7 protein-coding genes are annotated in these 13,123 nt (G+C 42.2%); 1 reads left to right on the top strand and 6 read right to left on the bottom strand.

The window, feature by feature from the left end; all coding sequences use genetic code 11:
- Positions 1-63 precede the first annotated feature (63 nt).
- Positions 64-1,227, top strand: coding sequence for an IS30 family transposase (locus tag CWM22_01300; protein AUC90661.1), 1,164 nt, complete (start codon positions 64-66; stop codon positions 1,225-1,227).
- Positions 1,228-1,630: 403 nt separating this feature from the next.
- Here CWM22_01300 and CWM22_01295 read toward each other — a convergent pair whose 3' ends face one another.
- The 6 genes from CWM22_01295 to CWM22_01270 all read right to left on the bottom strand — a co-directional run bounded on the left by CWM22_01295 (position 1,631) and on the right by CWM22_01270 (position 13,049).
- Positions 1,631-2,554: a tagatose-6-phosphate kinase gene (locus CWM22_01295; GenBank protein ID AUC90660.1), complete on the bottom strand. Its 924-nt coding sequence runs from the start codon at positions 2,552-2,554 to the stop codon at positions 1,631-1,633.
- Positions 2,555-2,649: 95 nt separating this feature from the next.
- The gene (locus CWM22_01290; GenBank protein ID AUC90659.1) at positions 2,650-3,279 is read right to left on the bottom strand and encodes an NADH-flavin reductase; all 630 of its coding nucleotides are present in this window, start codon (positions 3,277-3,279) and stop codon (positions 2,650-2,652) included.
- A gap of 124 nt (positions 3,280-3,403) precedes the next feature.
- Complete coding sequence (locus CWM22_01285) at positions 3,404-3,823, bottom strand: Rrf2 family transcriptional regulator (protein AUC90658.1); 420 nt, start codon at positions 3,821-3,823, stop codon at positions 3,404-3,406.
- A complete protein-coding gene (locus CWM22_01280) occupies positions 3,807-4,901 on the bottom strand; it encodes a DNA polymerase IV (protein AUC90657.1) in 1,095 nt (364 codons plus the stop codon). Before CWM22_01280 ends, CWM22_01285 begins: the two co-directional genes overlap by 17 nt.
- 699 nt (positions 4,902-5,600) lie before the next feature.
- A complete protein-coding gene (locus CWM22_01275; protein AUC90656.1) occupies positions 5,601-6,722 on the bottom strand; it encodes an IS110 family transposase in 1,122 nt (373 codons plus the stop codon).
- A 264-nt stretch (positions 6,723-6,986) separates the two neighbouring features.
- Positions 6,987-13,049 (bottom strand): YSIRK signal domain/LPXTG anchor domain surface protein, encoded by a 6,063-nt coding sequence (locus CWM22_01270; protein ID AUC90655.1) that lies wholly within the window; start codon positions 13,047-13,049, stop codon positions 6,987-6,989.
- Between the last annotated feature and the right edge of the window lie 74 nt (positions 13,050-13,123).

Genomic DNA, 13,123 nt, shown 5'->3' with positions numbered 1-13,123 from the left:
GGAAATTAGACTGAGACAAAGAAATAAGGTAGAACTTACTATGGGACAAGTTGGTAACTGACAATGAAAAACAAACACTTAACTCTCTCTGATCGCAATGATATTCAAATAGGAATTGAACAACTTAAGACCTTCTCAGCTATAGCAGCTAAGTTAGGAAAAGACCCGTCCACAATTTCAAAAGAAGTTCGGAGAAATAGAGTGATAAAAGAGAACTCTAGTACTTCCAATTGTGAGGCCTGCCCTTTACTCAAAAAGGCTCCATACGTTTGTAATGCCTGTCCGAAAAAGAGAAGCAACTGCGGATACCAGAAACAGTTCTACTACGCAAAAAGAGCTCAGCTTGATTATGAAGCTAAGCTCTCAGACTCGAGAACAGGTGTTGCACTAAACAAGGAAGAATTCTATCGTATGGACGAGATTGTCTCTTCAGCCATCCAAAAGGGACAACACCTCAACCACATCATCGCCTCAAACGAACTTTCGGCATCCAGAGCTTCTATCTACAGATACCTTGAAAAAGGCTATCTGTCCACAAAGCCCATTGATTTCCCCCGTGTCGTGAAATTCAGAAAGCGGAGAACCAGAAACCTACAACCCATTCCTAAAACTGCCAAAGAAGGACGGTCTTACGAGGACTTCCAACGCTTTCTCACAGAGAAAGGAATCAGCTATTGGCTAGAAATGGACACCGTTACTGGACGGATTGGAGGAAAGGTACTTCTCACCTTTAACCTCTCCTTCTGTAACTTTATCTTCGCTCGATTACTTGATAATAAAACAGCTAATGAGGTCGCTAAACATCTCTACGCTATCAAGAATGACCTACATCAGAAAGAGATGGACTTCTGCGAACTATTTCCTGTCATTCTGACCGATAATGGCGGTGAATTCGCCAGAGTGGACGACATCGAAATGGATGTTCGGGGAGAATCTAAACTCTTCTTCTGTGACCCAAATCGTTCTGACCAGAAGGGGAGAATTGAGAAGAATCACACACTTATCAGAGACATTCTTCCTAAGGGAACTAGTTTTGACAACTTGACACAGGAGGATATCAACCTAGTTTGTTCGCATGTCAACAGCGTCAAACGGGCTTCTTTCAACGGAAAATCGGCCTATGAACTCTTTACATTTACCTACGGTGAAGAATTGGCAACACTTTTGGGTATCTCTAAAATTGACCCTGAAAACGTCATCCAATCACCTCGATTATTAGATAAGTAATCGCTAGTTTTTATCAGAAAATAATTTCAAAATAGAAAGGAACTTGTCCCATCCCAAATTCCAGATAACTAGAACTTACTTTGAGACGTCTCAGAGCCAGTAACTTTAGTGTACCCTTTTTTTCAACATTTTCAACCTTAAAACTCACTATTATCAACATTTTTAGTCAAAAACAGAACTTAGTCTGAGACTAAATTCTGTTGGTTTTATGCAGTTTTCTCAGAGTAACTTCTGGAAGGACGGGAACTAGAACTTACTTTGAGAATTTACCTATTTTTTATATTAACTTCATTTTCTTGAAACATTGAAACCTTCTAGAAACATTTCATAAAATTTGCCTAATTTGGATTGATAGCTGGTCTAGATGTAATCTTTCTTCTATAATATTGTTCATCATCTCCGATTAATTGATTTCTTCCAAAATAACTTTTTCTACTAACTCTACAAACTGTCTCTCTTCAACCTCTGGGAAGTAGTTAAGACAGTTAGCAGTTGCAAAGGCTGCTGCCTCTTTCAAGAAAATCTCAGGGTCTTGACCTTGACTGATTCCCTTGACTAGCAAGCCCAGGTAGAAATCCCCTGCGGCAATGGGATTGCGCGTTTCTTTCCTAGGCGACTGGATACGGAAGAAGCGCTGACCAATCTTAGCTAGACTCCCCTTGCCTCCCATGGTAATGATGATATTCTCATGCGGCGTTACTTCTTTTAGTATCCGCAAAATATCCTCTGGACTTTCCTCATCTAAGTCTGGATAGATGTCCTTGAGCTCTTCATTATTGATCTTAATCAAGGCTGGGCGAGCTTGATAGGCGGCTTGTAAGGCTGGTCCACTGGTATCCACAATGGTTAGTACCTCTGGGTATTTTTCAATAAATCGCTGAATATAATCATCCGGCATCCCCTTCATCAGACTACCTGAAAAGACTAGGATGTCGCCAGCTTGCAGGCTATTTTCAATCTGCTGAGTGAATTGGTTGAGCAAATCCTCTGTTAGTTCAAAACCTTTTTCATAAAATAGTACTACATCGCCTGTACTGGTTTCTACGTAAATATTGCAGGTTCTTGTGTTCTGATTATTTTCAACGACCTGCAATTGATTTCCCTTTTGGACATTGAGGTCCTGAATGTAGCGACCAATCTGCCCACCTAAAATGGTATGGATAGTGTAGTCTGTCACTCCATTTTCTCGAAGTGCATAGGCTACATTGAAACTCTTTCCACCAGGATAATCCCTGACTTCCGACGGACGGAGGGGAATGTTCTTTTCAATCTTTTCCACAAGAAGCGTGCGATCTAGGGCTGGATTGGGACAAATTAAGTGAATCATAGGGAACTCCTTTTTTCTTTTGTACATATTATTATACTATATAAATCAAAAAATAAAAAAGATAATTCCACGATGGGAACTATCTTTCTACTATTTTATGATGCAAAAACCGAAATGCGTTCTTGCTGGTAGCCACCTTTTTCCGCAATGTCAACCAAAGCCACAGCATAGTCGGCATAACTAATATAGCTTTCACCTTGGGCATTGACTTGGAAAACCTCGCCAGCCAAAGTGTAGGCACCTGCTTTTTGTCCTTCTGCATCAAAATCGGCTGCCGGGCTGATATAGGTCCAGTTAACTGCTGTCGCCTGACGATAGAGGTCTAGACCAGCACCCATAGCCTCAGCGATTGGCAGGTAGTCCGCAGGGAAATCTGGTGTATCTTTCAGCATAGCTGTCTGGCTCTCGTCTAAATAAAGACTGCCTGCACCACCGACAATCAAGAGACGAGTGGATGTCCCTGCAAGCAAGTCTGTCAAATGGCTTGCTAGACGGCTGTGATCTGGCAGCGATTCTGGTGTCCAAGCACCAAAGGCGTTGACAACCACATCAAAGCCAGCCAAATCTTCTTTGGTAAGAGCAAAAGCATCCTTCTGGATTACTTCTTGGGCTACGCTTTTATTTTCAGAACGGACAATAGCCGTCACCTGATGACCACGTTCTAATGCTTCCTTTGCAATAGTTTGACCTGCTTGACCATTCGCTGCAATAATAGCAATTTTCATATTGATACCTCACTTGTTTCATTGTAATAACTTTACTTACAACGTAAGTATAAATCATTTCGGTTGTAATGTCAATTGTTACAGCTCGAAAATTAAAAAAATCATCACAAGGATGATTAAATACCTATAATTCTGCCAATAAATCAGCAATGGTTGTTTGTCCCAACTCTTTTTCCAGAGCCGACTGAGCATTTTCCAAACGGCTATCTAGCAGGGGATGGATAGAGCGGCCGACCTGACAGGCTGGATTGGGTTGTTCATGAAAGCCAAAAAGTTTCCCCTTTTCTCCAAATAACTCTACAGCCTGATAGACTTGAAGGAGGGTAATTTTATCTGGAGCTTGGGCCAAGCGTGCGCCACCTACACCACGCGCCACCTGAACCAAACCAGCCTCTTTCAACTGGGACAGAATATTGCGGATGATGACTGGATTGACACCTACACTGCCTGCAATGCTGGTACTGGTCTGTTTTTCCTTTTCTCCCTCCAAGGCCAGCAAGACCAAGATATGACTAGCAATGGTAAATCTACTCGAAATTTGCAATTCTACTTTCTCCTTCCATAAAATTGGTAACGGTCACTCCTAGCAAGCGAACACCTTTCTCAGCCCGTCCAACTTCTTCAAAAAGCTGACGGATTTCTTTCTCTATTACGTGAGCTTGATTGGTCGCTTCTTCCAAACTATGTCGCTTGGTCAGGGTTGAAAAATCTCCATAGCGGATTTTCAGAACAATGGTTCGCCCTTGTTTTTCATTTCGTTTCAAACTGGCTGCGACCCGTTGGCAGAGACTGATTAGTTCTTTCAGGACATCCTCCTCCCGATAAAGAAGTTTGCGATAGGTTCTTTCCTTACCGATAGACTTTCGTACCCGATTGGTTTTGACAGGACTATTTGAAATGCCTCTGGCCTTCCGATACAAATCATAACCAAAGCGCCCAAAGCGATCTATCAAGGCCATTTCTGGTACATCTAGCAAATCTTGCCCCGTGTAGACCCCCATCTCATGCAGGCGTTCCACCGTCTTCTTCCCCACACCGTGAAATTTTTCAACAGGCAGGGAGGCGAGAATACCAACAGCATCCTCAGGCAAAATCAGGGTCAGCCCATGCGGTTTTTCCATATCCGAGGCAATTTTTGACAAAAATTTATTGTAGGAAACACCTGCGGAAGCTGTCAAATGGAGTTCATTCCAGATGTCGTATTGAATGAGTTTAGCGATTTTGACCGCTGAGCCAATTCCAAGCTTATTTTCTGTTACATCCAAGTAAGCCTCATCGATGGACATAGGCTCCACCAAATCAGTATAGCGATGGAAAATTTCTCGAACCTGTCGCCCAACTTCCTGATATTTTTCATAATTGCCAGAAATGAAAATCGCCTGCGGACAACGCTCATAGGCCTCTTTTGAGGACATGGCCGAGTGAATGCCAAAGGCACGTGCCTCATAGCTACAGGTAGACACCACTCCTCTACCGCCAGATAGTCTTGGGTCAGCCCCAATGATAACAGGTTTGCCCTTCAAAGCAGGATTATCCCTGACCTCAATGGCAGCAAAAAAAGCATCCATATCTACATGAATAATTTTTCTGGATAAATCGTTGATTAGGGGAAAAATTAACATGGATACTCCTTTCTGCTACTTACTACTAGATATATTATAGCCTATCTAGCAAATTTTTTCATAAAGCGAACATTAACGAGCAAGTAGTACTCAATGAAAATCAAAATCAGACTAGGAAAGTCAGATGTAGATAGAACCCTTCTACTTTCGCATTTTTAGATATTATAGTCGAATGAATTAGCTTTCAGACAAGGAACTGAGGTGCAGGTTGCTAGCACAGCCTAGTGGCTGTGCTAGGTTGGAGATATAACTTGCAAAGCAAGTCACTTCTGCAGAGTACGGCAAGCCGAAAGTGACGATGTATCAAAGTTAATTCAAATAACTGATATGTAAAGCCCTTTGTCAAGTAAAAACAATCGAACTGATTAAAAAATGAAAAGTATCTAGAAAGAGCCTAGTTCTTAGCTTCGGGCATTGGCCACTCTGATATTCGTGGATTGGTTACCTACAGGTCAATGGTTCTGCCGCGAGTCCTACTCTCTATAAGCGTGGATCACAATTGTGCCACTTAGTCATTTCGTAGATGACTCAAACCTTGAAGTCCTAAACTCCTTCAAGATACTTTCCATTCAAACATGATTTCAATCCTTATTTCTGTCCAAATTCACCCAGTGATTTTGGATAGAAATAGGGATTCCTCATCGCTCTGCGATGATAAAACTTAATGGTCAAAAGTGTACATGAAAACAAGCGCTAACTTCAAGCTATTCTTCCTGTCATCATCCCCCAAATAAAACCAGACAATTCTCGTGCAATAGCTGTTTTAGCAACATTTTGTTTCTTATTTTTTCCTAGAACAAGTGTGCGATAACGTCTTCTTAAGCGTTCATTAGCCTTATCCGCATAAGCAATCACCTCCACTCGGTTTCCACTTTGTCTCCTTTTCAATTCTTTGGATTTATACCCAATCGTCCCCTTAGCCAATGATTGTGCAGCTTCTATCAGAAGTCGTCTCACATGGCTATTCCCAGCTTTGGTGATAGCACCTCTTCTCTCCTTGTCGCCGCTAGAATTTTCGCTAGGAGTTAGCCCAAGATAAGAAGCAAAATGTTGAGCTGTCGCAAAGCGATTAAAATCACCGATTTCTGTCACAATGGAAAGAGCAGTTAGTGTTTTAATGCCAATAAAGCAAGAAAGCCGTGAGACCTTCTCTTGGTAACTGTCGCTTTGACCCAGTTGCTCAATTCGTGCATCATACCGTTCTATTTGATCTACTAATTTCTCATAGGTCAATAGATATTCTGTCAAAATCTCTGCATAAAGTCCATCAGGATTTAGGGAACGGAGCCAGCGGACATGTTTCTGTGTCCAATTACTGCTTCCCTCGGTATAGCGAAAATCATGTCGGAGACAGAAGGCAAGAATTTGTTGTTTGATTTTCTTCAGAGCCACTTTGTGGTCTGTTCTCATGCGGATATATTCTTTGACTTGTTCATCCTCAACAGTAGGAATATGAACAGGCCGATAGCTACGAAAGGCCAGAGCTTTTGCGAGTTGAGCTGCATCTTTTTTATCAGTCTTAACACGCTTAGATCCTTCCTTCATCACCGTTGTAGGCGCCATCACGATACAGGGAATCCCGTGAGCTTGTAGCTGGTGATATAGGGTAAATCCAAGACATCCGGCTTCGTAGCCACATAACACTTCTGCATCTTGACCATATAAACGACGAAGCTCATTCACATAGTTCACAATATAGCTAACATTTGGACCAACTTTAGTGCTATGTTTGAATTGATTCGCCATCATATCATAATAGCAGAGTGAAAAACTTTCTTTGTGAACATCCATTCCGATGAAAAGTGTGGTAAAATGAAACATATAAGACCTCCAATTGAGTGTGGTAATTCCTGTTAGAAGTTGATTGTTTTTTTATTCTAGTGTACAGGTAAATCCACGAATTCTCAACTGGGGGTCTTTACATATTGTCTATAGAATTTTCAAATGTATAAACTTAGACGTGTCCTGTTTCTAATTCCATTTTGCTATAAGTTTGTGAAAAGGTTCGATAAACAATACAAAAGAGGCAGGTCCGAGACCCACCTCTAATGTATTTGGAGAACAAGCTATGTTTTTCTGAAATGACTACTCAAATCGTCTTCTTCGAGCCGCCATAGCCATTAGACCTACTAAACCAGCTGCTAGGAGCAAGCCTTGTTCAGTTGTTTCACCTGTTTGCGGTAAAGTAGCTGAAGTAGCTTTTGCTGGTTTTGGACTAGCAGTTTCTTTGACCAAGCTTGCAGAATCAATACTTGGAAGAGCAGCTGCTGTAGGAGCATAGTTAGGAACTAAGCCTCCATCGAAAGCAGGTAATGGTTCTGCTTTAACACTATCACCTTTTGCAATCACAAGCGGTGGCAATTCCCCTAACGGAAGAGGATCTGCTTTGGTACTTTCACCTTTAGCAGTGACGATGTCCTCATCTTGTTTGACTGGCTCATCAACTGGCTTCTCACCTGAGCCTGGGTTTGCAGGTGTTTCACTAGCATTCAAGCGAGCAACTGTAGCATCTAAGATATTTGCTGTCAAAAGATTTGCAGCTTCGACAGAAGCCATAAAGTCTTCCACTTCTTTGACAAGAGCTGTCTTACCTGCTGAACGTGCTGCAGTAAGTGCTGCTTCATATGCTGCCTTATCAAGGGTGGCTTCTTCCTGAACAGGTGTCAAGAAACGGAATTCAGCAGCAGACATAAATTGATCTGCAGTATCACCGTATGAGGCAGTACCTGTAATCACAATCTTCTTAGCCTTAATTGTCTTACCGAAATCAATTGTCTTAGTAGCACTTGTTGCTGGCCAATCCGCACCAGTAAAGGTATGTTCCACGTTTTGATCATCCGTAATCACCAATGTCAATGCTTTCAAGATACCGTTGCGGCCTGATTGTCTCGGCACATATTCAAAACGTTGAATGTCAACTGGTCTACGAAGGTTAACTGTCGCTGGCTCATTAATATGACGGCCATTCCATGGTGTGTGCCAGATAGTAGACGGATTGCCGTCAAAGGCTTTAGCTATTTCTTCACCTTCTTGAGCGTTAGCCTGAGCCAAGCCAATATCTTCGTTTGTGATTGCTGTTTTCTTCACTTGAAGATTTTGACGGGCTGTATTGGCAGTAGCAATCAAGGTACGAGCGTCTTCGATACTAATATCCTCAGGAGCTACAGACACTGCTAACAAAGCTTCTTTGTACGGTGCCAAACTTGCTTGAGTATAGTTTTCATTCAAGACAGGAGTATTCAAGTTATAGTAATCTGTTGTCAACAAGTGACCAGTCAAGGTAACTTCTTCAATCACCAGATTATCTAGCATAAAGTCATTGTAGCCTCGGAAGTTGGCATTTCCAGCAGTATCTCCCTTAGTATCACCACCACGGCGAGTTGAGAAGATACCAACCCAAGTATTGCCAGACTCTGCACCTGTAACTAAGAAGCTTGCTTTCTTAGCCTTATCACTATCTTCCCATGAATTGTTCAATGGATTCAGCGTTAGGCTACCGGCATCATTGTTATACTGTCCTTCACCGATAGCAAAGGCATAAGTTCCATTAGAACCTGCTTCATAATCAAAGCTTACACGATAGGCCTTGCCAGCTTCAAAGCGGAAGTTTTGTGGAATAGTTTGGTAAACAATACTATTGCGAGCTGTCAGACCATTTGTCTTGAGTGACCAAGTGCCTTCAATGACATCGTCCACCTTCTTACCATTCCAGCCACGTTGAGTGTATGGAGCATGTTTTTCTGCAAGGTGGGTACGGTTGTCCTCAACTCGTTCAATACCACCGATAACAAATGGGAAAATACCTTGCGGAACACTCTCAAAGTTTTGCTTGAAGGTACCTGCAGTTGTATTGTGACCACCTGCGAACATGGTTGAATCATTTTCAAAGACACGAATTTCATCAAAATAAGTTGCTGCCGCATCTGCATCACGAGATAGGGTCAAGCGTACATTATCCACATTGTCTCCAGTTGTGAAGAAGACATACATGTTTTGGAAGTAACTTGTATTGTCAACTGTCGCATTCTGTCTCAATGTGTTATGAGCATAGGCTTTAACGTAGTTCAGAGCAATAGACTCATTTGTATAGTTTGTAACTTCTGAACTGCCTGTATTGACTGTAATGCTAGCTTTTGCTGTACTGCGGTTGTCTACCCCTACATAAGCTGCATAGCTGGTATTTGGTTTCAGACCTGTCAATTTTTGACTGAGACTAACTTTGGATGTATTGCCTTGGATACGGAGCATATCGTTGGCACCTTGGGATTTGACCAAAGTAGCCTTGCTAGTATCACCTTCAATTGTCCAATGGTCTAACTTACCTGAGTTAAAGCCTTGGTCATAGATATGCATACCGTCGCTCCATGACATCTCTGGATTTGTCTGCGGAGATTTATATAGAACATACGGCACATTTGCATCAGCTTGAATGGTAATTTGACCATTTGTTACTGCCAATTCTTGAACATCTGTCTTACCAAGCTCAGTAAGTTTGTAGAGGTAAACCTTGTTACCAGTCCAATCTGAAGGAAGGGTCCAAGTTGTGGCACCTGCAGCAGTGTTGAAGTAATACATCTTATGATCTTTGGCTTCAAGATCCTGACCATTGGCATTCCAGTTCCATGGAACCAAGTAGGCACTGCCATCTTGGATTGTACGACCATTCAAGGTTACTGTCCGTTGACGGTAGCCAGCATTGTTAACATCATTTGACTTACGTCTGAGCAAGAGGTTGTTACCATCTTCATCTTCTAGACCAATTTCCATTTCAGGTGTCCATCTGTAGGTTTCACCATGGTCCGTCATGGTAACTGGTGTACCGTTCTTCCAGCTTGTTACCTTAAAGTGCTGGATATACTTGGTCATGAGGTTATTAGCAAAGAGGTTTGTAATATAGCCATTGTAATCACTACGACCTTGCCAACCCTCAAAGTCTTTCATATTGTAGCCACCAAGAAGTGGATAGTTGGCCGCACCACCATAATCCGGGTAATCACCAACCCAAGAGTCTTTTTGGTGGTTGCGAATAAAGCGAACAATGTTACTGTTAATACCTTTTAGACGGTATCCGCCATAAGTCAAGTCTGCTGCCCAGTGTTGGAAGGTCGAGTCATACTCACCTGCATAGCCCCATTCAAAGGCATTTCTCCAACCCTGCATATTGATTTCCTTAGAAAGAATATGGGTTTCCCAAGCATTTTCGCCACCAGACTGGCCGTTACCCCATACATCGACATAGATAAAGTCTAAGCCGTCGCCCAATTCTTTCTTCAAATCTTCCCAACGTTTCAGACGGTTGTGAGCCAAATCGTAGTGACCACTGATATTGATACCTTGATCAATCCAGTTCCAGCCATAAACGTACTCGCCATTTGCGTGACGACGAAGAATTTCTTCAGAGAAGTATTTGGATTCTGGATAGGTTTCAGATGCGTTAACGTGAATACCTAATTTTGCGCCATATGGTTGCGATTTTTCAATCAAAGTCTTAAAGTCTTCTGTGCCACCGATACGTTTACCAATATCTGCATAATTCAAGTGTCCAGAGTCATGACCTTCACTACCATACCCTTTAAGAAGAACACTTTGACCTAGACCATCTGTATGAAGAGCAATCTTCTTGATACCATCCAAGGTCATCAAGAATGGGTTTTGAGCCTGTGAGCCAAAGTTCATAGCAATACGGTAAGCTACCAATTCTGGTACGTATTCATGCCCTTTTGGATTGTTCATAATTTGACGGTAAGCAATCGCACCATCTTGCCAGTCTACCACATTGTCTTCGTTAGCATCTTTTGTAAAGACAACCTTAGCACTTGGTAATTCCAAGGTGTAGGCTGGATATACAACACTGTTATGTGCCTTTTGCCACTGCCAAGGTGAGCTTGCAATACCGTAGTGGACACCTGTTTCACCATTTAGACTGTACCGTTCGCTGTTTGCAGTCAGACGAGTAAAGTCATCTGCACCACCTGTACCGTGTTGTGAATTGCTCCATACCGCAGCAGCTAGCTTATCAGTAGAAACAAATCCATACATAAATCCTGCACTAGAGCTTGGTGTATTGTCTTGCACATCTACGTGACGATCACCTGTTTGGTGAGTGTTAGTAGACATACGTGCACCGTCAAACTTAGCACCAGCCTGTGTGCTAGCCACCGATACTAAGTTATTATTGGCAAAGGAGATACTTTGTACTAATTTAGCGACATCATCAATAGTCTGACCAGGAGTTACTTGGTTACGGTTGTTTACTTCTGTCACATCAAAGTGCAACTCATTCCCAGCAACCTCTACCTTAACCTTGATAGCGACATTTAGTTTCTTAGCTTCATCAACAACATCTAGAACATACTCTGCAACTCTGTCACTTACCTTATTGAAAGTAACTGTTGGTGTAACTTCGTAATCATTGATTCTGAGGGTACGGATTGGATTGACCTGACCATAAACCTTTTCACCCTGCATCGTATATTCTTTGATACGTGGGAAGGCACGGTCAATCTTAGCAGTAAGAACATCTGAAGCAAGGGTCTCGTAGGCAACATTGCTATCATTTAGTACAATTGCATCTTCTGCTGTTGTCTCAACTGGTTTGACGCCGTCTTGGTTGTCTGCAACCACGTTAACCTTGGTTAGTTGTTGGCCATAGGTACCCAATTTCAAAGCAATGCGCTTGTCATTTGCCAAGGCTTGACGAACTTCTGTTCCGACTGTATAGGTATCAAATAAGTTCTGACCATTGACAGTCGCATTTAATTGTCCATCTGACTTATAAGAAATCTCTAGGCGGTTAGTGCTTCCCTTAGTTGGTGCTTGAACACTGCGATTGCTGAGGTAATTACCTTGACCATTTACCTTATATTCCCAGAACCAACCACCACTGTCATAGCCGACAAAGATATGGTTGCGTTCATCCCTGTGTTTCAAATAGACACCAAAACGACCATGACCAGCTTCTGAATTTTCCACAAAGGTCACTGCAAGGTTGGCGTTGTCCGAAGCATCTACTGTCAAGCCTTCTTTAACAAACAAGGCTACATTCTCAGAATTGTTATTAGATGTAGTAGAAGCAAGGGCATTATAGCGAACACCATTTACTTCTACGACACCAACTGTTCCTTGAACAGTCGATGCTGGACGCCAGTCTGGTCCAATGGTTGTAGGAGCTGTATTTTCAGTTGCTACTGGGGTTGGTGTAGTTGGAGCAGTAGGTGTATTCGTCTCTCCTGTACCAGTTGTGGCATTCGTTATTGGCTGGCTAGCAGTTTCTGAAACTCCTTCTTGGTTTTTAGCAACAATATCTACCACTGTACGGTCAGCATCACGGCTAGTTACTTTTAATTTTGCTGAGCGTGTATTCTTCAAGTCATTCCAAGCTGCTTCAGGAATTTGCTTGGCAACAAATAATTCCTGAGCTTCAGTCATGGAATCTGAAATAATAGATGCAGAAATTTCCCCAGTAGATGTTAGGTTAACACTTAATTCATAGAGAACATTTCTTTCAGGAGCAGGTACCCGTTGCCCTTGGTACCATGTGCTTCCGCTTGGAGACTTGTACTCCCAGAACCAACCACCTTTATCATATCCAACTAGGACATGTTTATTTTGATCAGTATGATTGAGATAAACACCAAATCGAGCCTTTTCTGGCTCAGAACGTTCTACAAATGACAATGATACCTCCGCACTGCCATCTGCATTCATCTTCAAGTCAGTATTTTCAAATGTTCCGATATTTGTCGAATTGTCCTGACCTGCAACAGAGGACAAGCGGTTGTAACGAATTCCTTCTTCTTCAACCACCTCAACTGTACCAGCCGGTGTAGAAGTTGGCGTCCATTCCGCAGCGACTTCTTGAGATTCTGACTGGGCAAAATTCAATTCCGTCCGTACTGCTTCTATATCCGTAGCAACTACCTCGTCTGTTTGGGAGCTATCTTGATCTACAACTCCTTCATTTGTATTGCTAACATCGTTGTTTTCTATCGTCTCAACAGGAGTATCGGCAAGCGCTGTTCCCTCTGCCAATACTGTTCCACCTGAAAATAGAGAAATTCCTACGATAACTGACGCCGCACCTACTGTCAATTTTCTAATTGAATATCTATTCTTCTTAGAAAATAATTCCTTAGAGTAAGCTCTCATCGTCTGCCTCCTTTTTATCTTTTGTTATTAATATAATATACACACACATTCTACATGATAGCGCTTTCTTTGTC

Source organism: Streptococcus suis (genome assembly GCA_002831545.1).
GTDB lineage: Bacteria > Bacillota > Bacilli > Lactobacillales > Streptococcaceae > Streptococcus > Streptococcus suis_P.
This window is presented reverse-complemented; position numbering and strand designations above follow the sequence as displayed.